Annotated in this window: 21 protein-coding genes; 4 read left to right on the forward strand and 17 right to left on the reverse strand. The window is 62.6% G+C overall.

Annotated elements, in window-relative coordinates; genetic code table 11:
* Positions 1–543 precede the first annotated feature (543 nt).
* The 4 genes from ettA to trpB form a co-directional block, all read right to left on the reverse strand.
* Positions 544–2445 carry an energy-dependent translational throttle protein EttA gene (gene ettA / locus H7688_RS09400; protein WP_183360810.1) on the reverse strand — a complete coding sequence of 634 codons (1902 nt, stop codon included), beginning with the start codon at positions 2443–2445 and terminating at the stop codon, positions 544–546.
* Positions 2446–2532: 87 nt separating this feature from the next.
* Positions 2533–3033, reverse strand: coding sequence for an LEA/WHy family protein (locus H7688_RS09405; RefSeq protein ID WP_183360811.1), 501 nt, complete (start codon positions 3031–3033; stop codon positions 2533–2535).
* Between the two features lie 86 nt (positions 3034–3119).
* Positions 3120–3821 (reverse strand): transglycosylase SLT domain-containing protein, encoded by a 702-nt coding sequence (locus tag H7688_RS09410; RefSeq protein ID WP_183360812.1) that lies wholly within the window; start codon positions 3819–3821, stop codon positions 3120–3122.
* A 241-nt stretch (positions 3822–4062) separates the two neighbouring features.
* Positions 4063–5253: a tryptophan synthase subunit beta gene (gene trpB / locus H7688_RS09415; protein WP_183360813.1), complete on the reverse strand. Its 1191-nt coding sequence runs from the start codon at positions 5251–5253 to the stop codon at positions 4063–4065.
* Between the two features lie 230 nt (positions 5254–5483).
* Between trpB and H7688_RS09420 the strand changes: the two genes are divergently transcribed.
* Complete coding sequence (locus H7688_RS09420) at positions 5484–5960, forward strand: tRNA (cytidine(34)-2'-O)-methyltransferase (RefSeq protein ID WP_183360814.1); 477 nt, start codon at positions 5484–5486, stop codon at positions 5958–5960.
* 317 nt (positions 5961–6277) lie between these two features.
* Here the strand turns inward: H7688_RS09420 and H7688_RS09425 are convergent, their stop codons facing one another.
* The 3 genes from H7688_RS09425 to H7688_RS09435 are packed head-to-tail and all read right to left on the reverse strand — an operon-like array spanning position 6278 to position 9621.
* Complete coding sequence (locus tag H7688_RS09425; protein ID WP_183360815.1) at positions 6278–7042, reverse strand: succinate dehydrogenase/fumarate reductase iron-sulfur subunit; 765 nt, start codon at positions 7040–7042, stop codon at positions 6278–6280.
* Positions 7042–8955, reverse strand: coding sequence for a fumarate reductase/succinate dehydrogenase flavoprotein subunit (locus H7688_RS09430; protein WP_183360816.1), 1914 nt, complete (start codon positions 8953–8955; stop codon positions 7042–7044). Before H7688_RS09430 ends, H7688_RS09425 begins: the two co-directional genes overlap by 1 nt.
* Positions 8956–8964: 9 nt before the next feature.
* Positions 8965–9621 (reverse strand): succinate dehydrogenase cytochrome b subunit, encoded by a 657-nt coding sequence (locus tag H7688_RS09435; protein WP_183360817.1) that lies wholly within the window; start codon positions 9619–9621, stop codon positions 8965–8967.
* A 423-nt stretch (positions 9622–10044) separates the two neighbouring features.
* Here H7688_RS09435 and tgt point away from each other — a divergent pair, with 423 nt between their 5' ends.
* The 3 genes from tgt (at position 10045) to mazG (ending at position 12429) form a co-directional block, all read left to right on the forward strand.
* Positions 10045–11148, forward strand: a complete 1104-nt coding sequence (gene tgt, locus H7688_RS09440; protein ID WP_183360818.1) for a tRNA guanosine(34) transglycosylase Tgt — start codon at positions 10045–10047, stop codon at positions 11146–11148.
* Between the two features lie 110 nt (positions 11149–11258).
* The gene (locus H7688_RS09445) at positions 11259–11615 is read left to right on the forward strand and encodes a c-type cytochrome (protein WP_183360819.1); all 357 of its coding nucleotides are present in this window, start codon (positions 11259–11261) and stop codon (positions 11613–11615) included.
* Between the two features lie 22 nt (positions 11616–11637).
* The gene (mazG, locus tag H7688_RS09450; protein ID WP_183360820.1) at positions 11638–12429 is read left to right on the forward strand and encodes a nucleoside triphosphate pyrophosphohydrolase; all 792 of its coding nucleotides are present in this window, start codon (positions 11638–11640) and stop codon (positions 12427–12429) included.
* Positions 12430–12781: 352 nt separating this feature from the next.
* Here the strand turns inward: mazG and murJ are convergent, their stop codons facing one another.
* The 10 genes from murJ to H7688_RS09500 form a co-directional block, all read right to left on the reverse strand.
* Complete coding sequence (gene murJ, locus H7688_RS09455) at positions 12782–14356, reverse strand: murein biosynthesis integral membrane protein MurJ (protein ID WP_183360821.1); 1575 nt, start codon at positions 14354–14356, stop codon at positions 12782–12784.
* Positions 14357–14674: 318 nt separating this feature from the next.
* On the reverse strand, positions 14675–15850 hold the full coding sequence (locus tag H7688_RS09460; protein ID WP_183360822.1) for a class II aldolase/adducin family protein: 1176 nt from the start codon (positions 15848–15850) through the stop codon (positions 14675–14677).
* Positions 15851–15866: 16 nt separating this feature from the next.
* Positions 15867–16091, reverse strand: a complete 225-nt coding sequence (locus H7688_RS09465; RefSeq protein WP_183360823.1) for a hypothetical protein — start codon at positions 16089–16091, stop codon at positions 15867–15869.
* Positions 16078–16632 carry a nucleotidyltransferase family protein gene (locus tag H7688_RS09470; RefSeq protein WP_183360824.1) on the reverse strand — a complete coding sequence of 185 codons (555 nt, stop codon included), beginning with the start codon at positions 16630–16632 and terminating at the stop codon, positions 16078–16080. The genes H7688_RS09465 and H7688_RS09470 overlap by 14 nt, the downstream gene beginning before the upstream one ends.
* Positions 16633–16680: 48 nt before the next feature.
* Entirely contained in the window at positions 16681–18420 is a 1740-nt protein-coding gene (locus H7688_RS09475) for an aldehyde ferredoxin oxidoreductase family protein (RefSeq protein WP_183360825.1), read from the reverse strand.
* Positions 18421–18703: 283 nt separating this feature from the next.
* A complete protein-coding gene (locus H7688_RS09480) occupies positions 18704–19777 on the reverse strand; it encodes a mannose-1-phosphate guanylyltransferase (protein WP_183360826.1) in 1074 nt (357 codons plus the stop codon).
* Between the two features lie 158 nt (positions 19778–19935).
* Complete coding sequence (locus H7688_RS09485; protein ID WP_183360827.1) at positions 19936–20301, reverse strand: cupin domain-containing protein; 366 nt, start codon at positions 20299–20301, stop codon at positions 19936–19938.
* Positions 20302–20321: 20 nt separating this feature from the next.
* Positions 20322–21155 carry a dTDP-4-dehydrorhamnose reductase gene (gene rfbD / locus H7688_RS09490; RefSeq protein WP_183360828.1) on the reverse strand — a complete coding sequence of 278 codons (834 nt, stop codon included), beginning with the start codon at positions 21153–21155 and terminating at the stop codon, positions 20322–20324.
* Between the two features lie 356 nt (positions 21156–21511).
* Positions 21512–22579: a dTDP-glucose 4,6-dehydratase gene (rfbB, locus tag H7688_RS09495; protein ID WP_183360829.1), complete on the reverse strand. Its 1068-nt coding sequence runs from the start codon at positions 22577–22579 to the stop codon at positions 21512–21514.
* A gap of 83 nt (positions 22580–22662) precedes the next feature.
* Positions 22663–24705, reverse strand: coding sequence for an LPS-assembly protein LptD (locus H7688_RS09500; RefSeq protein ID WP_183360830.1), 2043 nt, complete (start codon positions 24703–24705; stop codon positions 22663–22665).
* Positions 24706–24811 lie beyond the last annotated feature (106 nt).

Here is a 24811-nt window from a genome sequence, read left to right on the forward strand (position 1 = left end):
GCAGACATACCCCCTCCCCCCACAGCGGATGCGGAGTACAGGAGAGATGGCCATCACGGTATTCGTGGTGGCCATCTTATTTTGGGGGGATCCGCGGCCTTTTAAGGGCCTGGAACTCGCAAGAAAGAGGTTACTGGCGGCACCAAGTAACGTACTTTCCCGCTGAAACAATTTACCTTCCGCAGCTTATAGGCTATCGGTCGCTGGTGATAGGCTATAAGTCGCTGGTGATAGGCTATCAGGTCCTGGTGATAGGCTATCATCTACAGGTTATAGCCTATCTGTCGCAGGCAATAGGCTATCATTTACGGGTTATAGCCTATCTGTCGCAAGCAATAGGCTATAACTTACAGGTTATAGCCTATCCGTCACAAGCAATAGGCTATCTGGCAAGGCTTATAGCCTAAATATTGCTGATCACAGGGTTTATGGTGCGGCTCATAGGTTATCTAACGCTGACGGCAGCCCTGGTATCCGGCACAAACAGCCGTCTACCTCACCTGCCACGTTACCTTTTGCCGCTGGATTTGGATCCGTTGCCCATTACGCACCCTTCTTAAGCTCCAGTTCCTCCCACCGGGCGTAGCTCGTGGCAAGCTCGCCCTCGAGGCGACTGTAGTTCGCCGATATGGCCGCTATCCCGCCGTCAACCGCCGCATAACAGCTCGGATCCGCCAGTTGCTGCTCTACCTCGGCAAACTCCTGCTCCAGCACACCGATGCTAACCTCGAGCTTCTCAAGCTCGATCCGCTCCGCGTAGGTGAGACCCTTCTTCGCCTTCTCCGGCCGCGCCGCCGGGGCGTCCTTCTTCTCCACGCGCTGGGCAGCAACCGCTGCTACCCGGTTTTCTTCCTTGCGCTCGCGGTAGTTGGTGTAGTTCCCCTCGTAGAAGATGACACCCCCCTCCCCTTCGAAGGCGAGCACCCCCGTCGCCACCTTGTCCAGGAAGAAGCGGTCGTGGGTCACCATGAGCACGCAACCCGGGAAGTTGGCCAGGGAGGCGTCCAACAGCTGCAGGGTCGGAATATCGAGATCGTTGGTGGGCTCGTCGAGAACCAGCAGGTTGGCATCCTGCAGCATGAGGCGCGCCAGGATGAGTCGGCTCTTCTCTCCCCCGGAGAGGCTGCCTATCGGGCGCCGCCGATCCTCGGGTGCGAAGAGGAATTCCTCAAGGTAGCCGATCTTGTGCCGCTTCTCGCCGTTACTGGTAGTGACGTAATCGCCCTCACCGAAGAAGTCATAGACGGTCTGGTCCGGGTCGATCACCTCGCGCAGCTGGTCGAAGTAGGAGATCTTGGTCTTCTTGCCAACCACCACCTTCCCCGAGTCAGGCTCCTCCTGCCCCATGATCATCCGGATCAGGGTGGTCTTGCCGCAGCCGTTGGGTCCGATCACGCCGACCCGGTCGCCGCGCTTCATCCCGAAGCTCACCCCTTTGAGGAGTGTGCGGTCGCCGTACCCTTTGGTCACCTTGTCCAGCTCAAGGATAGTGCCGCCCAGCCCCTCCTCGGTGTTGAAACCGATCCTGAGTTCCTTGCGCACCGGGCCGGAAACGGCCTCCTCCAGGTCGTAAAAGCGGTCGATACGCGCCTTCTGCTTGGTGGTGCGCGCCGCCGGGCCGCGCCGCATCCAGTCGGTCTCGGTGCGCAAAAGGTTGAGCAGGCGCGAGCGGGTGGTCGCCTCGCTCATCAGGCGTTCCTCGCGCTGTACGAGGTACTGCGAGTAGCCGCCCTGGTAGGAAATGATGGCACCGCGCTCCAGCTCGAGCATTCTCGTCACCACCTGGTCCAGGAAGTAACGGTCATGGGTGATCAGCATGACGGCACCAGGATACCCTTTCAGGTGTTCCTGCAGCCACTGGGTGGTGTCCGCGTCCAGGTGGTTGGTCGGCTCGTCGAGGAGCAGCAGGTCCGGCGCCTGCAAAAGGAGCCGCGCCAGCGCCACGCGGCGCTTGGTACCGCCGGAAAGGGTACCGATCTTCTGGTGCGGGTCCGGGAGTTGCAGGTGGGTCATCATCTCGGCCACCCGGTGATCGGTGTTCCAGCCGCCGTGGTGCTCGATCCAGACCGAGAGCTCACCCTGGCGCACCAGCAGTCGGTCCAGGTCCGCCGGGTTCCGCGCCATCTTGTCCGAGATCTCGTTGAACTCGGCCATGGCGTTTCTGATCTTCACGAGACCGCTCTCTATCTCCGCGGCAACCGTCGAGGACTCGTCGAGGATAGGGTCCTGGCTCAGGTAACCGACCTGCGCGCCGCGCTTCATGGCGATCGAGCCGCCGTCCGAGTCCTCCACGCCGGCGAGAATGGTAAGGAGCGTCGATTTGCCGGCACCGTTGGCGCCGATCAATCCCACCCTCTCGTCGTCGCCCACGGCGAAGATCACCTTGTCGAGGATCACCTTGGATCCGAAGCTCTTGCTCAGCCCGACTACATCAACAACATTCATTGCAACTCCTATAATGAGCAGGCAAGACCCGAGCCCGGAAGAACAAAGGCGCTGACGTCCCTAGTCCCCAGTCCCTAGCCCCAGCCTTTACTCCCTGCCTCTAAAAAGATTCCCCAGACCCTTGAGAAGATTCCCGGGGCGGTACTGTGGCGGGACGGCGTAGGTACCGGTGCGGTTCACCGGGATGTTGCGCTGTCCGACCGGCGTCTCAAGTTCGAGCCCGGCGGAAAGGGCGTAGGGGATATGGTCGGGATCGGGGATTCGCTTGAGGATCTCGATGAGCTCGTTGTAGCCGATCTTCACCGGTATGCGCAGGCCGGTCTCGCTGTTGGCGGCGAAACGGACCTCGTCGCGCGCCCCCCCTTTGGCCAGCGGGAGCGCCATGACCTTGAGATCGTAGCTGTAGCCGAGCAACCGCACATCGAAAGAGTTGGGATTGTTGACCGTGAGGTAGAGCTCCATGCCGAGCCCGGCAGGATCCAACGACACTACGTTGAGGTCACGCACCGCGACCTGGGGTTCCTTCACAAACAAGGTGCACCCGGAAAGCAGGAGCACCAGGACAACCAGCCGTACCGCTTTTTTCACACCATATCTCCTTGCACAAAAAAAAGGGGGCGGATTCCGCCCCCGGAACCCGCCCACTATACCACAACCCATCGATGCGAAAAAGACTATCCGTGGCTTGCCGCCTGGACCAGGAGCCCGCGCTCCTGGAAGCCTTTTTCCAGTTCGCGCAGGATCTCGGCCCTGAAACGCTTGCGGAGCTTGTCGTAGGCTGCCGCAGCCGGGCCGGTACCGCAGTAGTAACGCTTGGCTTTGGACAGGTTGCCGCCCGCCATGGTGAGCTTCTCTTTGAGCTCCCGCACCGCGGCATCGGCGCATTTCTCGTCGTCCCTCATCTCCGAGGGGTGGAACCCGTGGCTCCTGGCCCGCTCGGGCATCAGCTGCCACACCCCCAAGGCCCCCCTGGGGGACACCGCGCGGGAGGAGAGCCGGTGGCCACCGGTCTCCGCAAGTGCAATCTCCGCCAGGTCGAGCGGCGTCAAGGTGGTCCCGATGGTCTTCTTGAAGCAGAGTTCTGCGAGCCACTGGGCCCGCTCCGGCGTGGTGCGCCGGGCAAAGGTGGCCGAAATGGCCGGGATCTGTTTTCTCCTTACTTCGACAGCGTCGTCATCCTGGAAAGGTTGTACCTGCACCGGTTGCCGTGCAGGTCCTGTTGCGTTCGATTTCTCTTCCGATTCCCGGGCTATAAGATCCCGGTCCCACGGCGACAGTCCAGGCTGAAGCGGGGCCTGGGTCTGCTGCATGTGGGACTGGTCGCACGATGTGCTTAAAAACAGCACCGCGACCAGCGATACGATTGTTCTTTTCATAGATGGTTAGTTTGAATGGCTTTGCCGGCTTTCAGGGGGTCAGCTCCTTACTGTCGGTACAAGCCCGCGCCAATCATCTCCTTCTTTTAATTAAATCCCCTCATATGTAAATGGCCAGAGGCCTATAGTGTAGTCAATACCGACAACATTGCAAGCGTCAAATTAAATTTGTATAACTTTTCGGACAAAAAAAGAGGACCGACGCTGGGCCCCCTTCCCTTGAGCACAGAATTTTAACAGGTTACAGCTGCACCCCCATGACGTCAGCGACGGTGTGGATGTCCTTGTCTCCTCTGCCGGAAAGGCAGACCACGATGCTCTTGTCGCGGGAGAGCGTGGGGGCAAGCCGCATGGCGTGCGCCACGGCGTGGGAGGACTCGAGGGCCGGGATGATCCCTTCTTCGCGGGTCAGCGCCTGGAAGGCATCCAGGGCCTCGGCGTCGGTTACCGACACGTAGCTGGCGCGGCCGCTCTCTTTCAGGTAGGCGTGCTCGGGTCCCACGCCGGGATAGTCGAGTCCGGCGGAGATGGAGTGGGCATGCGCTATCTGGCCGAAGGCGTCCTGCAGGAGGAAGGTCTTGTTGCCGTGCAGTACGCCGACGCTGCCGGCGCACAAGGGGGCTGCGTGCTTGCCGGACTCGATGCCGTAGCCGGCCGCTTCGACTCCGATCATTTGCACCGAGGCGTCATCCCGGAACGCGTGAAAGAGGCCGATGGCGTTGCTGCCGCCGCCGACCGCGGCGACCAGGTAGTCCGGCAGGCGCCCTTCGGCAGCGAGGTGCTGTTCCCGGGCCTCGTCGCCGATGATCGCCTGGAAGTCGCGTACCATCACCGGGTAGGGGTGCGGACCCGCCACGGTGCCGATGATGTAGAAGGTATCGGCGACGTTGGTGACCCACTGGCGCATCGCCTCGTTCATGGCGTCCTTCAAGGTCGCGGTGCCGGAGCTGACCGGGACGACCGTGGCACCCAGGAGTTTCATGCGGAACACGTTGAGGGACTGGCGGCGGATATCCTCCTCCCCCATGTACACCTCGCACTGCATCCCGAAGAGGGCCGCTACCGTGGCCGTCGCTACGCCGTGCTGGCCGGCGCCGGTCTCGGCGATTACCTTGTGCTTACCCATCCGCTTGGCCAAGAGCGCCTGGCCGATGGTGTTGTTCACCTTGTGCGCGCCGGTATGGTTCAGGTCCTCGCGCTTGAGATAGATCTTTGCGCCCCCCAGCTTTTCGCTGAGCTTGGCCGCCAGGTACAGGGGGTTCGGCCGCCCCACGTACTGACGCAGGTAGTAGGCGAACTCCTCCTGGAATTCCTTATCGTTACGGTAGTGCTGGTAGGCCTGCTCGAGTTCGAGCAAGGCCGGCATCAACGTTTCCGAGACGTATCTGCCGCCAAATCTACCGAAATGTCCATGACTGTCAGGCAGGTCCAAAATTGCCTCCGAGTGTTAAAGAAGTGCGTACCATAGCACTAATTATTTAAAATTGCAAGCTTACACAACCAAACCCGCTTTTAAACCAGCATAATCACAGGGGTTTACAGGATTTTATTTTGCGTTACTTGAAGCTTTGAGCTAATAATATGGGACAGATTGAGTAGCATTTTTTCTATAATGAGAAACACCGTCTACAAATAGATTAACGCCGTAAGGAGTGTTAAGAAATGTCCTGTACTGTCCCATTTAACATAGTCCTGGTTGAGCCGGAAATCCCGCCTAACACCGGCAACATAGCCCGCCTGTGCGGCGCCACCGGTACCGTGTTGCACCTGGTCGGCAAACTTGGTTTTTCCACCGATGACCGCTACCTGAAGCGGGCCGGCCTGGACTACTGGAGCGAGGTGGACATCCGCTACTGGCCCGACCTCCCTGCCCTGGAGAAATCCTTTCCCGGTGGGCGCTTCGTCTACACCAGCAAGAAGGCGCCGTTAAGCTACGTCGAGTTCGGTTTCCGGCCCGGGGATTTCATCGTGTTCGGCAAGGAGACCAAGGGGTTGCCGGAGGAGCTCATCGAGGCGAGCCCGGAGCGTTCGGTGCGCATCCCGATCTTTGGCAAGGTGCGCAGCCTGAACCTGTCGACCGCGGCAGGGATCGTCCTGTACGAGGCCTTGCGGCAGACCGGGGCGTTGGAGGGGGAATAGCGGGCAGAAGGACGGTTTCTATGAGACGGCCAGGATTTCAGCGTAAGTGCGGGATTCTGGGATCGGCTGTTTATCTTCCATGAGCCCCTGGATGTGGAATGTCAGGGTCTCTCGCATATACTGCTTCGGCCTTCGGCCGCCTCTCCCATCGGGAGGGGATGGATGAATGATTATTCGCCCCTACCACGTCAAAACGCCTAGACCGATGGTGGCGTCTACAGCCGGTTCTGCTTCCCGGAGTTCCCGAGTTAACAAAACAAAATGGGCGAGAGGTTTCCCTCTCGCCCATTCATTGTTCTTGCTTGCTGCTTCGTCTGTTACTTGAAGAGCGCCTTCTGGTACTCGCGGTTCAGTTTCGCGATGAACTTGACCGAGATCCCTTTCGGGCAGGCGGCCTGGCACTCGTAATGGTTCGAGCAGTTGCCGAAGCCGTTCTCCTGCATGGCGTCGACCATGGCGCAGACGCGCTCGGCAGCCTCTGCTTTCCCCTGGGGGAGCACGGCCAACTGGGCCACCTTGGCCGAGGTGTAGAGCATGGCACTGCCGTTGGGGCAGGCCGCCACGCAGGCGCCGCAGCCGATGCACTCGGCGGCGTCCATGGCGTAATCCGCATCCGGCTTGGGCACCAGGATCGCGTTGCCGTCGGGCACGCCACCGGTGTGGCAGGAGGTGTAGCCGCCGGCCTGGGTGATGCGCTCGAGGGCGTTACGGTCCACGATCAGGTCCTTGATGATCGGGAACGCCTTGGCCCTCCAGGGCTCGATGTAGATGGCGTCGCCGTCCTTGAAGGTCCTCATGTGCAGCTGGCAGGCGGTGGTGCGCACCTGGCCGCCGTGCGGCACGCCGTTGATGACCGAGGAGCACATGCCGCAGATACCTTCGCGGCAGTCGTGGTCGAAGGCGATCGGGTCTTTGCCCGCCTTGATCAGGTCCTCGTTTACTTCGTCCAGCATCTCCAGGAAGGACTGGTCGGGGCTTACGTTCTTAGCCTCGTACTGCTCCAGCTTGCCCGGTGCATTCGGGCCGGCCTGGCGCCAGACGTGCAGGGTGATGGTCATGGTATTGGAGGTATGTGCACTCATTATTTGTAGCTCCTTACCGCCAGATGAACGTTCTCGAACGTCAACGGCTCCTTGTGCAGTTCAGGTTCGTTGCCGACCCCTTTGAACTCCCAGGCGGCGGCATAGCAGTAATCCTCGTCGTTACGCCTCGCCTCGCCGTCCGGCATCTGGTGCTCGACGCGGAAGTGGCCGCCGCAGGACTCGTTGCGGTGCAGGGCGTCCTTGCTCATCAGCTCGGCGAACTCGAGGAAGTCGGCGACGCGGCCGGCGTTCTCCAGCTGCTGGTTCAGCTCCTCGCCCTTGCCGGTGACCTTGACGTTCTTCCAGAATTCTTCCCTGAGGACCGGGATCTTCTTGAGGGCGTCCTTCAGGCTCTCTTCGCTTCTGGCCATACCGACGTTTTCCCACATGATCTTGCCCAGCTCGCGGTGGAACTCGGAGACGGTCTTCTTGCCGTTGATGGAGAGGAACTTGTTGGTCTGCGCCTTGATGTCCTCGATGGACTTCTTGCACTCGGGGTTGTCGGCCTTGACCGCGCCCGGCTTGGTCTTCGCGAGGTAGTTCGCGATGGTGTAGGGGATCACGAAGTAGCCGTCGGCCAGGCCCTGCATGAGGGCGGAAGCACCCAGGCGGTTCGCGCCGTGCACCGAGAAGTTCGCCTCGCCCAGGACGAAGAGGCCCGGGACGTTGCTCTCGCAGTTGTAGTCGACCCACAGACCACCCATGGAGTAGTGCGGAGCCGGGTACATGCGCATCGGCACCTTGTAGGCGTTCTCGTCGGTGATCTTCTCGTACATCTCGAAGAGGTTGCCGTAGCGCGCGCGGATGGTGTCCTCGCCCAGACGCTTGATGGAGTCGGCGAAGTCGAGGTTGACACCGCGACCGCCCGGTCCCACGCCGCGCCCTTCGTCGCACTGCTCCTTGGCGGCACGCGAGGCGATGTCACGCGGGGCCAGGTTGCCGAAGGAGGGGTACTTCCTTTCCAAGTAGTAGTCGCGGTCCTCTTCCGGGATCTCGTTGGGGGGACGGTTGTCGCCCTTCTTCTTGGGCGCCCAGCAGCGGCCGTCGTTACGAAGCGACTCGGACATGAGGGTCAGTTTGGACTGGTGCTCGCCGGACTGCGGGATGCAGGTCGGGTGGATCTGGGTGTAGCAGGGGTTCGCGAAGAAGGCACCCTTTTTGTGGGCGCGCCAGGTCGCGGTGACCGAGCACCCCATGGCGTTGGTGGAGAGGTAGAACACGTTCACGTAGCCGCCGGTGGCCAGGACCACCGCGTCACCCACGTGGGTGCGGATCTCGCCGGTGACCAGGTCGCGCACGGTGATCCCCTTGGCCTCGCCGTCCACCACCACGAGATCAAGCATCTCGGTGCGCTGGAAGAGCTTCACGCTGCCGGCTTTCACCTGGCGGGAGAGCGCGGAGTAGGCGCCCAAGAGGAGCTGCTGCCCCGTCTGGCCGCGGGCGTAGAAGGTACGGGAGACCTGGGCGCCGCCGAAGGAGCGGTTGTCCAGGTAACCTGCGTAGTCGCGGGCGAAGGGAACGCCCTGGGCCACGCACTGGTCGATGATGTTGTTGGACACCTGGGCCAGACGCCACACGTCGGCCTCACGGGCGCGGAAGTCGCCACCCTTGATGGTGTCGTAGAAGAGACGGTAGATGCTGTCGCCGTCGTTGGGGTAGTTCTTCGCCGCGTTGATGCCGCCCTGCGCCGCGATGGAGTGGGCGCGGCGGGCGCTGTCCTGGTAGCAGAAAGCCTCCACGTTGTAGCCGAGCTCGCCCAAGGAAGCTGCGGCGGCGCCACCGGCCAGGCCGGTACCGACGACGAGGATCTTGTACTTACGCTTGTTTGCGGGGTTAACCAGCTTCAGGTCGAAGCGGTGCCGGTCCCACGAGGTCTGAATCGGTCCTTTCGGACATTTTCCGTCGAGTATCACTTGAACCCCCTAAAGTTTCAATAAGCCAACCAGGATCGTGGCAGGAATGGAGATGTAGGCAAGCATCAGGAAAGCGGAGATCACTTTGCCGGCGGTGCCGTAAACGGGAATGGTCTTATCGTTGTTCCAGCCCATGGTCTGCAGGAAGCTCGGGATGCCGTGGGAGAGGTGCAGGAACAGCATGACCATGGCCAGGGCGTAGACCACGACGATCCCGGCGTTGGAGAAGCTGGTCACCACCATCTTGAACACGTCGACCACGGCCTGGTTGGAGGTCCAAGCCACATCGGGGGTCATCTTCGCGGTGAACTGCAGCAGGTGGTACACGATGAAAGCTGCCAGAAGAAGGCCGGTCCAGATCATGTTCTCGGAGGCGAAGCTCGCCTTCAGCTGGCGCTTCACGGCGTAGTTGGTCGGGTTGGCGGCCTTGTTCTCCAGGGTCAGCAGGACGCCGTAGCAGATGTGCGTCCCCACGATGGCCAGCATGATGGCGCGGAAGACCCAGACGACCGGCGGCATGCTGTGCAGGTGCTCGGCGTAGGCGTTGATCCACCCGAAGTAGATGGTGGAGTTACCGGCCAGGTGAATGAGGACGAAGATGATCAGGAGCTGGCCTGAAATCGACATCAGGAGCTTTCTTCCCACGGTGCTGTTGAATATTCGCATGTTTGTTTTCCCTTTGCCTTTATCGAGAATCTGTTGGTGAGAATCTGTCTTCGGTGGAACCGTGTTTTTGCTCATAGAGGCCAGGTATCTGGCTCACGGTGTCCGTTTCATAGGGATGGGGGTGCCCGCCATGGGCTCAATGCCTGCATTTCGTCTCTCCTTCTCTGTAAGTGATATAAATCCCTGCAAGCTGGATTGAGAAAAAATGAGGTATTTCAGCGCGCATATTAAATGCCGCTAGGACAAAATGCAACAATTTTTTGTATACGGTATACAATTAATATAATCGCCCGGATAAACCGCCCGCCGCTCCACGAACGCCGTTATGGAAATCCGCCGGCTGGTTCATGTTGCATTTTGGGCCCCGCTCTGCTAAGTAAGTTACTGTTTGACTCCCAAAATACGCGTAACAACGGAAGGTTCATGATTTTCAAACTGCTGCACAAGGATAGCACCAGCCAGGCACGCCGCGGCACGGTCACCACCGCGCACGGCGTCATCCAGACCCCCATCTTCATGCCGGTGGGAACCCATGCCGCCATGAAGGCGATGACCCCGGCACAGGTCAAGGAGACCGGCGCCCAGATCATCCTCTCCAACACCTACCACCTGCACCTGCACCCCGGCGAGGCCCTGGTGCAAAAGGCCGGCGGCCTGCACAAGTTCATGGGGTGGGACGGCCCGATCCTCACCGATTCCGGCGGTTTCCAGGTCTTTTCGCTCCCCAACAAGCGGATCACCGAGGAAGGCGCCTTCTTCCGCCACGAGGACACCGGCGAAGAGGTCTTCCTGGACCCTGCCAAGGCGATCGCCATCCAGGAGGCCCTGGGCGCCGACATCATCATGAACTTCGACGAGTGCATTCCGTATCCCTGCGACAAGGGGTACGCCCAGCGCTCCACCGAGAAGACCATCCGCTGGGCCAAGCAGTGCAAGGAGGCCCATTCGAAAAAGGACCAGTACCTGTTCGGCATCGTGCAGGGGAGCGTCTTCGAGGACCTGCGCAAGCACTGCGCCCAGGAACTGGTGAAGATGGACTTCCCGGGCTACGCGGTGGGCGGGGTCTCGGTGGGCGAGGGGCTCGAGCTCCTGAAGCAGGTGGTGGGGTACACGACCCCCTACCTCCCCGAGGACAAGCCGCGCTACCTCATGGGGGTGGGGCTTCCCGAGGACATCCTGGAGAGCGTGGAGCGCGGCATCGACATGTTCGACTGCGTGATCCCGACCCGCTACGCCCGAAGCGCCACGCTCTTCACCAACCGCGGCCGCATCCGCCTCACCAACAAGAACTACCGGCGCGACTTCTACCCGGTGGAGCCCAACTGCAGCTGCTACACCTGCAGAAACTTCACCCGCGCCTACCTGCACCACCTGTTCTCGGCAAACGAGGTGCTCTCGGCGATCCTCGCCAGCATCCACAACGTGCAGTTCTACCTCGACCTGATGGCCAAGGTGCGCCAGGCGATCGAGGAAGACCGCTACGCGAGCTTCAAGACCGAGTTCCTGGCCGGGTACCTGAAACAGTAGCGACGGCGTTGCCGCCCCCGCCCGCGCGGGGCGCGGCGACTCCTCTATCGACCCGCCCTACGGCCCGCTTCGGCGCGGCAACCAGATCATCCAGGCAACCGGAGGATCCCATGCGAGACAAACTAACAGTCGCAGTGTTCATCGTGATGCTCGCCCTTGCGGGCGGCTGCAGCAAGGGAAAGAGCGATCCGGTTAGCGCCGAGCCGCACACCCTGAAGCCCGGCACCAAGTGGACCGGCGAGGCGATCTTCATCGAGCGCTGCCGCGACTGCCACCGGGTGCACGACAAGGGGGGGGTGGTGGGCCCCGACCTCTCCAGTGTGGGGAGTACGCGCAGCCGCGACTTCCTCGAGCGGGTCGTCAAGGACCCTTCCAAGGCCTACCCCGGCACCGTGATGCCCCCCTACGATTCGCTCCCCGCCGACCAGCTGAAGCTTCTGGCGGACTACCTGGAGGCCCTCAAGTAACCCACGCAAGAAAGGAAGCACCATGACTGCGAGCGAACAGGGCCGTTTCGACCGGCTGATGGATATCATGCGCAAGCTGCGCGCGCCGGGGGGATGCCCCTGGGACGCCGAGCAGACCCACGGGTCACTCAAGCGCTACCTCCTCGAGGAGGCCTACGAGGTGATCGAGACCATCGATGCCGCCGACGACGCGCACCTCAAGGAGGAACTTGGGGACCTCTTGCTGCAGCCGGTGTTCCACGCGGCGATTGCCGAGGAACGCGGCGCCTTCACCATGGACGAGGTGCTCGACGCCATCAACGACAAGCTGGTGCGCCGCCACCCCCATGTCTTCGGCGAAGAGGTCATCGAGTCGAGCGAGGCGCAGGTGGCCAACTGGGAAAAGATCAAGAAAGGGGAGAAGGGAGGCGAGAGGAAGACGGCGCTCTCCGGGATCCCGCCGGCACTCCCCGCGCTCATGCAGGCGCAGAAGATCACCGAGAAGGCGGCACGGGTGGGTTTCGACTGGGAACACACCGACCAGGTGTTCGCCAAGGTCATGGAAGAGTTGCACGAGTTCGAGGAGGCGATGCTCTCCGGCAACCAGGAGGAGATGGAGTCCGAGCTTGGGGACCTGCTCTTCGCCATCGTGAACCTGGGGCGTTTCCTCTCCATCGATCCGGAAGAGGCGCTCAGGAAGACCATCCGGCGCTTCACCAGCCGCTTCGGGTACGTGGAAAAGACCCTGCACGAACGGGGGACCACCCTGCAGGCCTCTACGCTGGCCGAGATGGACGCACTCTGGGACGAGGCCAAGAAGCTGGAAAAGCCCTGATGCTGCTAATGTTCGGGACGCCCCCCAAGTTATCCACAGCATCTGTGGGAAACTTGTGGGAAACTGTGTTAACAACGAGAGAAAACCGCGCGTTTTAAACTGTTTCTACATTCTGCCCACTTTTTACCCACGCCAGATAACCTCGCAATTCAGGCTACTTAGCAAAGATCAGGGTGTGATGCGGTTTGAGCAGCGCGCAAAATTTGACAACTTTAATTTATCTGTGAAAAACAGTGGAAAAACTGTTCATAAGCCACGGTTGAGGGTATGCGCCGGAGAGCTTGAAGATTAGAAAACCAGCCCGCCTCAGTTCAAGTTCTCCTTGAAGGTTTCCCTCCTCCCCCCTCTCCTCTCACCCCTTTGTTTTCAGCAGCTTTCTTTTCAGCATGCCGGTCACGTCGCGTGCCTCGTCGCAGGCCAAGAGATGCGAGACGACCAGGAAGATGACGATGCCGACCGTCACCGCGCTCCCCAGCACCGCCCCCTTCATCAGCTTACCGCCGACCCGCGACCAGTCGCCGAACTTGAGGATCAGGTAGACCACCGCGGCCATCGGGACCGAGGCGACCAGCCCCTTAAGCCCGGAGACGGCGATGGCGCGGCCGCCGAAGGGGCCGATCTTCTTGCGCAAGAGGCACAATAACAGCGCCATGTTCCCGAGCGCCGAGAGCGAGGAGGCGAGAGCCAGCCCGCCGTGTTTGAGCGGTCCCATCAGGGCGAGGCTGAAGGCGAGGTTCAGGAGGAAGGCGACGAAGGCCACGACAACCGGGGTCTTGGTGTCCTTGAGCGCGTAGAAGGCAGGCACCAGGACGCGGACCAGGGCCACGAAGGTAAGCCCCAGCGAGTAGTAGAGGAGCGCCACCCCGCAGTTGACCGCCTTGGCGTAGTCGAAGGCCCCCCCCATGAAGAGGAGCGAGAAGATCGGTGTGGCGCAGAACATGAGCCCTGCCATGGCGGGGACGGTGATGAACAGGGTGAGCCGCACCCCGTAGTTGAGTGACTCCTTGAGCGCGTCCAGGTCGCCGCTGGCAGCCTGGCGGCTCATCGAGGGGAGTACGGCCTGGGCCACCGCGACGGTGAAGATCCCCTGGGGGAACTCGAAGAGCCGCTGGGCGTAGTAGAGGTAGGAAACGCTCCCTTCGGGGAGTTTCGAGGCGAGGATGGCGCCGACCGCGATGTTCAGGTAGTAGACCCCGACGCCGAAGATGGAGGGGCCCATGAGGAGCGCGATCCGTTTCAGGGCCGGGTGGTCGAAGGAGAAGTTCGGGCGCAGCGGGAACCCCTTCCGGTAGAGTACCGGCAGTTGCAGGACGAGCTGCAGAAAACCGCCGATCAGCACACCAACCGCGAGCGACACGATGGGGACCTCGAAGCGGCTGTGCAGAAAGAGCGCGCTGAGGATCATGGAGAGGTTGAGGAACACGGTCGAGATGGCCGGGGTGAAGAAGTGGCGCACCGTGTTCAGGATCCCCATGCACAGGGCAACCAGGCTCACGAAGAAGATGTAGGGGAACATGAGCCGGTTCAAAAAGATGGTGATGGAGGTCTTTTCGGGGTTGCCGGCGAACCCCGGGAACATGAGGTGCACCAGCTGCGGCGACAGCACGATGCCGATGGCGGTGATGGCGGCCATCACGATGGTGAGCACCGTGAAGCAGACGTTGGCTAGAGCGCGCGTCTCCTCCTCTCCCTTGTTGGTGTACCACTCCGAGAAGGTCGGAACGAAGGCGGCGGTGAGCGCCCCTTCGGCGAAGAAGCGGCGCAGCATGTTGGGGATCTGGAACGCGGCGAAGAAGGCGTCGGTGGCGAGGCCGGCGCCGAACAGGCGTGAGACCACCATGTCGCGCAGCATCCCCATGATGCGCGAGAGCATGGTGGCAGCGCCCAGGACGCTGGCGGCGCGGGCTATGTTTCTCTTTTCAGACATCGGTACCTCTCGTCAGGTTTCAACAAGTGGAGGAATTTAGCACAAAGAATGGGAAATGGATAATTTTTTCCGGGTGCCGCTCCGTGGTCGCCCTTCATGCTCTACGTGACGGAATTCGCCAACTCCACCATCTAAAAGATCCGTTGCCCCCCGGGATGACGGGGTCCAGCGCTGCCGGGGCCTTGGTCCTGCAGAAGCCTCTGGCGGACAAAAAGGCCCCCGGCATCAGCCGGGGGCCTTTTTGTGTTGTTTCAAAGCGCAGGCAAAACCGTCCGGCGCGATAGGGGGGGGAGGAGAAAGCGCGGCAACCCGGAGCGTTTACCGGCTGCCTGCCTGCTCGTCGAAGCGCCTGAAGTACTCCCGCCGGCAGAAGTTTTCCACCTCCACCAGGGCGGCGAAGGCCTCAGCGAAACCGTCCCTGCCGATGGAGAAGACCCCGTGGCCGTAGACGATGGCGCTGCCGGTCGTGCCGATCACCGGCGGCACCCGTTTCGCGAGCCCGCCGGCGCCAATCTCCCCGGCCACTACCGGGGTGCCGCCCAAGAGGCGCACGTGGGGACAATCCTTCCAGCAGTCCTTGATGACACACTCCCCCTTGGTCTCGCAGAGCATGCTCATCACCACGGAAAACTTGGGGTGCCCGTGCAGGATCACCCGTGCGCCGGTCTCCTCGAACACCTTGCGGTGCGCCAGAAGTTCGCTGGAGGCGGTGATGCCGGTGGTGGACGAGTTGTCGGTGGGGACCGGGTCGATGCAGCCGGCCAGTTCGTCGAGGCTTGCAGCAGTCTGGGAGATGTAGATGAGCTCCCCGGCGCGTGCCGAGATGTTGCCGAAGAAGCTGTCCACCAACCCGCGCTCGACCGTGTAGCGCCCCACCCTCTCTATTTCGGCGAGGATCGCCTCTTTCTCCCCGGCAAGCGGAGTCCTGAATTCGAGCCCCTCTGCGGAAACCGGGCGCAGCCACTCGGTGCGGAAGGCGTGAAACGCCTCGGCCTCCCCCGGCAGCAGGAAGCCCTGCGCCAGGACATCCTGCAGGTACTTCACGAAGGTGGAGTGGAAGACGGAAGAGTAGTTGATGAAGGCCTGTTCGACGGTAATGGCCCCCACCGCCACGATCCCCATCCCTTCGACGATCACCCCCTTGCGGTTTCCCAGAAGTCGGGCGATCTCGGGGGCCGGATCGTCCCCCAGGTCCTTTTTGCGCAGGAACGGGATGTCGTGCAGGAAGGTGCGCGTCTCGGTGTCCTGCGGGACGATGGCGTCCTCGTCGGCCGCAGCGCGCGCCACCAGGAAGTCGGCGAAGGGGAGTGCCGGGCGGGCAGCCACCAGCGCCAGGGCGTTCAGGCGCGTGAGGGTGGCGCCGGCCAGGGCGGCCAGCTCCGGTGCTCCGGAGCTTAACAGAACGTCGTCCTGCGCGGCAAAGGCGATGGCGTCGGGACGCGCGGAACGGTCGGCGACGAGTTTGGCGGTGTACTTTTCGATCTGGTCTTTCATGTGCTGGGCGGCCCGTTTACAGCTTCATGTTGGTTTCTAAAAATGGGGTGGCAGGTTCCACGGGATGGTTCATGAAGGCGTTGTACTGGTCCAGGAACTCGAGCACGCGGTCGCCGTCCACCTCGCCGTCCACCAGAAACGGGTTGTGCCGGTTGGCGGTGATATGCCGCGCGTCCTCCCGCAGCTCCGCCGAGGCGGCGAGCGCCTTGAGTTCAGCGCGATCGACATCATTTATGGCCATGGTGATACTTCCTCTCCAACTCGTTGAAAAGCTCCAGCATCTCGAAGATCTCGAAGTACTCCCGGACGATCTCCCAGTTCATGCTCCGGTCACGCACGGCCATGAGCATCTCGATGTCGTTGCGGTCCACCGGCTCGCGGCGCGGGTCGTTTACCAGCGCCTGCAACTTGAGCCCGATCAGGTCCTCGGGCTGCAGGACCGCAAGGGTGATGCCGTTGCCGAAGAGCACCTTGTGCTCCACCCGCTCGAGCATCTTCAGCGAGGCCTTGCGGAAGGCGTGCAGGAAAGCGAGTTTTCCAAACACCAAGTGCGGCGAGAGAAACTGCGAGACGTTCTCCGAGCGATGGCGCAGCTCGTAGCCCAGCTCCGACATGACCGCATCGATTGTGTGGAGATCCTCCCGCCTCACCAGGAAATCCAGGTCGACGCTGCCACGATGCACCCCCCACAGCCCCAGCGCGAAACCGCCGATCAGGCCGTAGTCGATCCCTTCCCGTTCGAAGGCTGCCACCAGCTTCCTGACTGTCGCCTTGAAGTCCACTGACACCTCGCCTTTCAGAAAAAGGGCGCAGGGCCGGTTCCCCGTATCCTAGGGAAGCCGCTGCAAGAAATCCTCATCGTCGAAGCACCCTCGCTCGTTGAGGCCGCGGATGCGGTAGTACTTCCCGAGTTCCTCGTCGAAGCGCGTACGGTCCAGGGGCGGGATGTCGATCCCCTCCCCCGCCGACCCCGGCTCGCTGAAGAAGCGCTCCGGAAGCGTATCCTCGTCCAGGTCGAAGCCGTTCGCGCAGTTGTAGAAACGCTCGGTGAGGTAGATGCGCTCGCCGATGGCCTTGAGCGACTCCGGCCCGTACTCGACGCCGGTCACCGCCGAGAGGAGCTCGCCGTACTCCTCGAGCGTCGCCCCGAAGAAGGCGAACTTGCAGGCGACCAGCGAGTCCACCGCGGCGTTCACGTCCTCGGCGATCTTGATGATGCGGGCCTTGCCCGAGAAGGAGAAGCGGTCGGTGGGGACCGGCTTTCTCAGGATCTCGTGGGAGATCGGGTAGGCGCGCAGGTGGCAGCCACCCCGGTTCGAGGTGACGTAGGCGAGCGCCATGCCGTAGGCTCCGCGCGGGTCGTAGGCGGGAAGCTCCAGGGATTTGACACTCATGGAGAGCCCGGGCTTCCCCAACTCTTCGGCGGCACGCCGGGAACCGAGGCTCAAAAGTGCCCCCGTGCCGCGCCGGTAGGAGATATGGGCCAACAGCTCGGCGACTTCCCCCGTACTCGGGAAGTGCCCCCTCGCCTCGCCAAACGCCGAAAGCGTGGCGGCGGCCGAGATGGTGTCCAGTCCGAACTCGTTACACAGGGTGTTGGCGCGCACGATGGCGTGCAGGTCGGAGATCCCGTTCAGCGCGCCGAAGTGGTTCACCGTCTCGTACTCGGGGAGCGCCACGCCGTCGCGGCTTGCCTTCTTGCACTGGATAGGGCAGCCGTAGCAGCCGTCCTTCTTGGCACCGCACTCCCGGCGGATGGCCGGCCCGGAATAGTTTTCCGAGTCGTCGAAGTAGGTGGCGCTGAAGTTCTCGGTGGGGGCCATGCGGCGTTGCGCCATCAGGTCCACGAGCGCCGGCGTGCCGTACTCGGAAATCCCCAGCTCCCCGAAGATCACCGGCGAGGCGCGGAACAGGCGCATCACGTCGCCGCGGGCGGCTTCGAAGCGCTCGCGGTCGGCAACCTGCGTGGTGCCGGTCCCCTGCACCACGACCGCCTTCACGAGCTTCGCGCCCATTACCGCACCCAGGCCGCCGCGCCCGATCGAATTCCCCTCCCCCATCATGATGTTGGCGAAGAGGACTCCGTTCTCCCCGGCGGGACCGATGGCCGCGACCGAGCCGCGCTCCTTGAGGGCAGCCACGGTCTCCCCGATTTTCTTTCCCCACAACTCCCGCGCCGGCAACAGTTCGGCGTGGTCGTCGTTAATGGCGAGGACGACCGGCTCGGCACTTTTCCCGGTGATGAAAATCGCATCGAGCCCCGCGGCCTTCATGCGCCAGGGGAAACGCCCGCCGGCGGAGCAGTCGTAGATGGTGCCGGTAAGAGGCGAGCGGGAGACGGCGGCCAGACGGGCCGCGGTGGGGGAAGCGGTGCCGCAGAGCGGGCCGACCGCGAAAATGAGCGGCATTTCGGGATCGAAGGGATCGAGCTTGAAGTAGTCCCGCATCAGCCGGACCCCGAGCCCGCGCCCGCCCAGGTACGCCTCGAGCAACTCGGTGGGGATCTCCCGCCGTTCCAGGACCCCGCGGGTCAGATCCACATGCAGTAATTTTCCGGTCCAGCCGTACATAGGAGCTATCCTTCCGAGACGCGTGGTCTCGAGACGGTTCGGTTCAGGTGAGGTGCCACGCCGGGGCGACCGACGGGCACGGCACGCCGGCCAGTGTAGCAATTTTTGTCAAAGATTGCGAGGCTCGCGTCGGGGGAACCTCACGAACCTTGAAGAAGCGAAGACAGGGGAGATTCGCTCCTCTCCTCAACCCTGAGGCCGGATGCAAAGCGGCCTCGCCTGGTGACCGCGGGGTCCCAAAGGCGAGGCCGTCTTTCTTTTTGGGCAGTTGAAAACTTTGGGGTTACAGGTACTCAGTCTTCCCCCGCCGCTCCAGTTCCTCGACAACCTTCTTCACGTCCTGGGCGGCCTCCTTGGCGCAGACCAGGAGCGCATCCGGAGTGTCCACCACCACGAGGTCCTTGACCCCGACCAGCGCCACCAGCTTTCCGCCGGCATAGGCCAGGCACCCCTCGGAATTGACGGAGACCGATCCCGGAGCCTCGATGACCACGTGGTTCTCCTGGTCCGCCTCCATCACCTCGGGGAGTGCGCTCCAGGAACCCACGTCGCTCCAGCCGAAGGAAGCAGGGATCACCTGCACGTTGGTCGCCTTCTCCATCACGCCGAAGTCGATCGATTCCCCCTTGATGCCGGCATAGATCTCGGTGATCTGTGGTTTCAGGTCGGAGATCTCCCAGAGGTCCTGGTGGAAGGTGAGCTTGGCAAGCGCCTGGGAGAGTTCCGGCATGAGGGCGGCGACCTGGTCCAGGATGGTGCAGGCGCCCCAGACGAACATGCCGCTGTTCCAGTAGAAGCGGCCGGTCGCCAGGAACTCCAGGGCCCGCTCCAGGGGGGGTTTTTCCACGAAGCGCGCCACCTTGGCCGGCTCTTCCCCCCTGTTCTCGGTCGCCTCGATGTAACCGTAACCGGTCTCGGGACGGGTGGGGGCGATCCCCAGGGTCACCAGCGCGCACTCTTGCGCCACCGCCTTCGCCTTCACCAGGGTGGCCCGGAAGCGTTCCTCGTCGACGATGTAGTGGTCGGCCGGAAGTACCGCCATGATGCCGTCCGGATCGAAGCGCGCGATGATGGAGGCCGCAAGCCCGATGGCGGGGGCGGTGTTTCTTCCCACCGGTTCCTCGATCACGTCCACCGGTACGCCGGCGATGTAGTCGAGCTGGCGCCGGGTCTCGGCCGCCTGCAGGGCGTTGGTGACCACCATGACCCGTTTGGGCTTCAGCGGGAGGACCCGCTCGACGGTACGCTGCAGCATCGACTTGCCGCCGAACACCGACATGAGCTGCTTCGGGGTGCTCTTCCGGGAAAGGGGCCAGAACCTGGTGCCGGATCCTCCGGCGAGAATGACGATGTACATGGTGCCTCCTGCAACAGGGATCACAGAATCGATAGCTGTACCGGGGGTGGCATGGAAAAGGCGGATTCAGGCGGATAGTGGTATCCGCGGAAAATCCGCCCGGTCCGTGCGGTGTTCCGGCGCCCAGAGCGCGTCAGCCGCACCCTGGTACCTCTTGGTTAGACGATCTTGTCGACGTCGATCTCGACGCGGTGGTAGTCGTCCTGGAAACGCACGATATCGTCCTCGCCCAGGTACTCGCCGCTTTGCACCTCGATGATCACCAGCGGGATCACGCCGGGGTTTTCCAGGCGGTGGTTGGTGCCGATCGGGATGAAGGTCGATTCGTTCACGTTGACGATCTTCACCTGCTCGCCGCAGGTCACCTTGGCGGTCCCGGACACCACGATCCAGTGTTCGCTCCTGTGGTGGTGCATCTGCAGCGACAGGCGCTGGCCGGGCATCACCTCGATGCGCTTGATCTTGTAGCCGTTATGTTCATCGAGTACCGTGTAGGTCCCCCAGGGACGCTCTCCGCGTTCCATGTCTCCTCCCAGGTGTTCGCTTAGTGTGGTTGTCTCAGCTCGAGGTAGCGCTTCAGTGCGTCCTGCCAGGGCTGCGGGGTGAAGCCGGTGTCGGCTGCCAGCTTGCCGCAGTCCAGCGTGGAGTAGAGCGGCCGGGTAGCCGGGCGCCCCAGCTGTTCGGTGGTCATCGGCGCCACCTCGACCTTGAGGCCGGCCAGCCGGAAGATCTCCAGGGCGAAGCCGTTCCAGGAGGTGAAGCCCGCGTTGGCGGCGTGGTAGGTGCCGCGGCAGTCCTTGTCGATGAGCGCCTTGATGGCCAGGGCGAGGTCGCGGGTCCAGGTGGGAGAGCCGACCTGGTCGTCCACCACGGTAAGTTCGCTGCGCTCGGTGGCCAGCTTCAGCATGGTCTCCACGAAGTTCTTGCCGGCGTGCCCGTAGAGCCACTGGGTGCGCACGATCAGGTGGTTCGGGTTGAAGCAGGTGTTCATCTCGCCGGCATATTTCGATTCCCCGTAGATGCTCAAGGGAGCCGGGGCGTCGTCCTCCTGGTACGGGGAGCCCTTCCTGCCGTCGAAGACGTAGTCGGTGCTGACCTGCACGAGCTTCGCGTCGATCTCCTTCGAGATCATCGCCAGGTGCGCCACCCCCTCGCCGTTTACCTGCATGGCGAGTTCCGTGTTGCCCTCGCAGCCGTCCACGTCGGTATAGGCGGCGGCGTTCACCACCACGCGGGGTTTCAGGGTCGTGAGCACCCGCTGCACGGAGACCAGGTCGGTGATGTCGATCTCGTCCAGGTCCACGCCGCGTGCCGCGCTCCCCAAAAGGGTCATCAGTTCCTGTCCGAGCATCCCCTTGTTGCCAACAACCAGTATCATGTATCCCCCCGGGGCCGGCGGTGCCGGTCAAGGCCGTGCCGCACCCGAATAAATGTAACGTCTAATTTTCTTTTTGCCACAGAGTGGGGACCGGCTGCGCAACTGCCTGTCCACGTGGACCTTCCTCTCCCCTCAAACCAGCCTTCGGGATCCGTAACAACCGTATATCAGCTTGCCACGAAGCACGACAGGTACATCACGGTCCCCCCCTTTGCGAAGGGGGGACAGGGGGATTTTATCCATGTTGCCACCGAATCCAGGTTTGCCGCGGCGGTCAAATCCCCCTAAATCCCCCTTCGCACAGGGGGACTTACCGCGCGTGCCTGCCTACGGAAAGCGCTCTTTTGCTCTTGTTGCTACCGGTTACCGTACTGGGCCTGGTAGTACTCGCGGTAGGCGCCGGAGGCGACCTCGGCGACCCATCCCTGGTTGGCCAGGTACCAGTCGATGGTCTCGGCGATGCCGCGCTCGAAGGTGTAGCTCGGTTCCCACCCCAGCTCGCGCTTGAGCTTCGCGGCGTCGATGGCGTAGCGCCGGTCGTGCCCCGGGCGGTCCTTCACGAATTTGATCAGCTGACGGCTCTCGCCGGGAAAGCGCCCCAGCCGCTCGTCCATCAGGTCGCAGACCAGCTTCACGATGTCGATGTTCTTCCACTCGTTGTTGCCGCCGATGTTGAAGACCTCACCCGGGGTGCCGTGCTTCAGTACCCGCTCGATGGCGGCGGAGTGGTCCTTGACGTGCAGCCAGTCGCGCACGTTGAGGCCGTCGCCGTAGACCGGCAGCGGCTGGCGCTGCAGGATGTTGTGGATCATGAGCGGGATGAGCTTCTCCGGGAAGTGGTACGGCCCGTAGTTGTTGGAGCAGCGGGTATTGAGCGTCGCAAGCCGGAAGGTCTCGAAGTAGGCGCGCACCAACAGGTCGGCGCCGGCCTTCGATGCCGAGTAGGGGGAGTTGGGCGCCAGCGGGGTCTCCTCGGTGAAGTAGCCCACCGGACCGAGGCTCCCGTAGACCTCGTCCGTGGAGACCTGCAGGAAGCGGAAGTCCGGGAGCTTTTCGGCGTGCTTGCGGCTTGCCTCGAGGAGCGTCTGGGTCCCCAGGACGTTGGTTCTCACGAAGATCTCGGGGCCCGTGATGGAGCGGTCCACGTGCGACTCGGCGGCGAAGTGCACCACCGCGTCGATGCGTTCTTCCTCGAGCAGGGTAGCGACCAGCGGAGCGTCGCAGATGTCCCCCCGTACGAACCGGTAGTCCGGGTTGTCCTGGACCGCGGTGAGGTTCTTCAGGTTTCCAGCGTAGGTGAGGATGTCGAGGTTCACCACCCGGCAGCCCGGGTTGCCGGCCAGGAAGTGGTGGATGAAGTTGGAACCGATGAACCCGGCCCCTCCGGTGACCAGCACCGAGGCGGGAGTAAAGGTAACAGACATGGAACCTCCGTAGTAGGAAAACCGCGGTGAGCCTATCTTTGATACACCGCGGAGCGCAGCACTGTCAACTTGTTATCCCGGCGCTAAAAGGCCCGGATCGGCACCAGTCCGCCCACACCCGACAGGGTGAAATTGACGGTAAAGGCCTTGTTGTCGGGGCGGTTGGTATAGGTGCCGACGATCCCCCAGCACTGGCGCTTGTACTCGAGCGAGTAGCGCGACTCCAGGAAATCCCCCTTGTCGAAGGAGTAGCGACCGAGCACGCTCGCCGAAACCTGGCTGGTCAGCGGGAGCGTGAAGCGCCCCTCCAGGTAGCTCAGCTCGCTGCGCGAGTAGCGGTAGCCGAAGGCCGCCAGCCTGGGGTTGCTCCCCTCCCCGTCCCGCAGCTCAACAGCGAGGTTAGCAGTGGAGATATCGTTGTCAACGGCATTGTAGCGGCCGTCACCCGAGACGGTAAGCTGGCGGGTCGGCAGGTACTTCCCCTCGATCATCAGGTCGTTCAGGCGGTGTCCCAGGTCGGCCTGGTCCAGGTTGAGCAGGTTCAAACGCTGCCCGGTGAACCAGTACCCCTGGGAGAGTTTCAGGTAGAGGATATCGCGGTACTCGCTCCCCCCCCCTTCCTTCACGGTCTTCTCGGTCAGAAGGTTACTCACCGACCAGACGAGCGAGCTGTGTCCGGGGATCTGGTCCAGCCGGTCGAAGGGGGTGAAGCCCAGGCCGTGCGGCTCCTGGAGGTAGCTGTACTCGAGCCCCGGGATCACCAGGTGCCGGTAACGCCCGTCGTAGACCCGTGCCAGGGGGAGCGAGAGCGTGGAGCCCGCCTCGGCCTGGCCCGCCTGCTGCAGCGCGCCCGGGGCATCGGCGCCGTAGAGGTTGTAGAACTGCTGCCGGTAGCCACCATACACGGAGAGGTCGAAAAGCTGCGCCGGCTTCTGGTAGAGCGTGAGCCGCGGCGACAGGGTAAGCCGCTGCCCGGTGATCCCCTCGATGCGCTGGAAGTTGATCAGGCTGGAATCCATGGCGAAGTAGAGCGGGCCGGCAAGCCGGTTCCCCGCAGCGGTGAAGTTTAGCGCCGGGAGATTCTGCAGCGTCGCGTTGTTGTTGGCGGAGACCAGGTCCTCGACGTAGCGGAACTCGCCGCTTAAGGCGTAGCGCTCCCAGCGCTTGTCGAAGGAGATGTTGGACTGCAGGAGCTGGCGGTTGTAGTCGCCGGTATCCTCGCTGAAATCGCGGTAGTAGGAGCGGTCGGTGATCAGGTGGATGTCCGAGACGAGGGTGATGCTCGGGGTGAGCAGCTCCAGGTGGCGCTGGTTCAACTCGCCGCGGAAACGCTCGGCGTCGGTGTCGTAGAGGCCGAACCCCTGCAGGGATCCCTCGCTGCCGCCGCGACGCAGGTAGCGGTAATCCCACCCGACCCCGACGCCGCGCGAGCTCTCGACGTCGAAGTCGAAGGTCACTTCCTGGCTCGGAGTAGGCGCCCAGTAGTAGGGCTGGACGTAGTAGAACCCCTTCTTGGTGGAGTGGCCGATGCGCGGGATCAGGAGGCCGGACTGGCGTTCCTTGTTGACCGGGAAGAGCAGGTAGGGGGTGTAGAGCACCGGGACCTTGCCGACGTAGAAGACCGCGTCGCGGGCGGTTGCGAAGTCGTCCAGGGTGACCTTCAGGTCGCGGGCCTCGAAGTGCCAGCTGGGGAGGTCGCCGTCGCAGGTGGTGAAACTGCCGCGCTCGACGCGGTAGTCCTCCTCGCCGGTCTTCTGCACGCGCTCACCGCGCATCCGGAAGTTGGAGCTCTTCACGAAGAGTTCGCCGTTTAAGAGCTCCCCGGTCTCTGTCTTCAGGTTGAGCGAGATCCGGTCCCCCTTCAGGGTATCGGAGGCCTTCTGCAGAAAGATATTCCCCTCGGCCAGGGCATCGCCGGTCAGCCGGTGGTAGATGACGCTGTCGGCCAGGAGCGAAACGCCGGCGCGCTCCATGCGCACCCGCCCCGACGCCTGGTAGCTGTCGGTGGGGACATCGATCTTCAGGGTGTCCGCCTCGAGGCTCACCCCGGTGTCCAAGGCCGCCTGCGCCAGTTGGGGGGCGGCCACCAGGTATGCGAGAAGCCCGAGGGCTCGTGCAGCTTTCAAAGATGCTCCGTGGGACGCGTAAATAATTACCTGCAGCAGCCACCGGCAGAACCGGCAGACCAAAGAGTATCAGCAAAACAACCGGCACTCAAAAAAAGTCGCGGCC

The sequence above is a fragment of the Geomonas limicola genome, from assembly GCF_014193675.1.
Classification (GTDB): domain Bacteria; phylum Desulfobacterota; class Desulfuromonadia; order Geobacterales; family Geobacteraceae; genus Geomonas; species Geomonas limicola.

Bases quoted from the DNA above. Each gene is read 5' to 3' on its own strand.
- murJ (WP_183360821.1), bottom strand. From the start codon at position 14,356: ATGTCTGAAAAGAGAAACATAGCCCGCGCCGCCAGCGTCCTGGGCGCT.
- rfbD (WP_183360828.1), bottom strand. From the start codon at position 21,155: ATGATACTGGTTGTTGGCAACAAGGGGATGCTCGGACAGGAACTGATG.
- tgt (WP_183360818.1), top strand. From the start codon at position 10,045: ATGATTTTCAAACTGCTGCACAAGGATAGCACCAGCCAGGCACGCCGC.
- H7688_RS09465 (WP_183360823.1), bottom strand. From the start codon at position 16,091: ATGGCCATAAATGATGTCGATCGCGCTGAACTCAAGGCGCTCGCCGCC.
- H7688_RS09480 (WP_183360826.1), bottom strand. From the start codon at position 19,777: ATGTACATCGTCATTCTCGCCGGAGGATCCGGCACCAGGTTCTGGCCC.
- H7688_RS09435 (WP_183360817.1), bottom strand. From the start codon at position 9,621: ATGCGAATATTCAACAGCACCGTGGGAAGAAAGCTCCTGATGTCGATT.
- H7688_RS09425 (WP_183360815.1), bottom strand. From the start codon at position 7,042: ATGAGTGCACATACCTCCAATACCATGACCATCACCCTGCACGTCTGG.
- H7688_RS09485 (WP_183360827.1), bottom strand. From the start codon at position 20,301: ATGGAACGCGGAGAGCGTCCCTGGGGGACCTACACGGTACTCGATGAA.
- H7688_RS09420 (WP_183360814.1), top strand. From the start codon at position 5,484: ATGTCCTGTACTGTCCCATTTAACATAGTCCTGGTTGAGCCGGAAATC.
- ettA (WP_183360810.1), bottom strand. From the start codon at position 2,445: ATGAATGTTGTTGATGTAGTCGGGCTGAGCAAGAGCTTCGGATCCAAG.
- H7688_RS09445 (WP_183360819.1), top strand. From the start codon at position 11,259: ATGCGAGACAAACTAACAGTCGCAGTGTTCATCGTGATGCTCGCCCTT.
- mazG (WP_183360820.1), top strand. From the start codon at position 11,638: ATGACTGCGAGCGAACAGGGCCGTTTCGACCGGCTGATGGATATCATG.
- H7688_RS09475 (WP_183360825.1), bottom strand. From the start codon at position 18,420: ATGTACGGCTGGACCGGAAAATTACTGCATGTGGATCTGACCCGCGGG.
- H7688_RS09410 (WP_183360812.1), bottom strand. From the start codon at position 3,821: ATGAAAAGAACAATCGTATCGCTGGTCGCGGTGCTGTTTTTAAGCACA.
- rfbB (WP_183360829.1), bottom strand. From the start codon at position 22,579: ATGTCTGTTACCTTTACTCCCGCCTCGGTGCTGGTCACCGGAGGGGCC.
- H7688_RS09460 (WP_183360822.1), bottom strand. From the start codon at position 15,850: ATGAAAGACCAGATCGAAAAGTACACCGCCAAACTCGTCGCCGACCGT.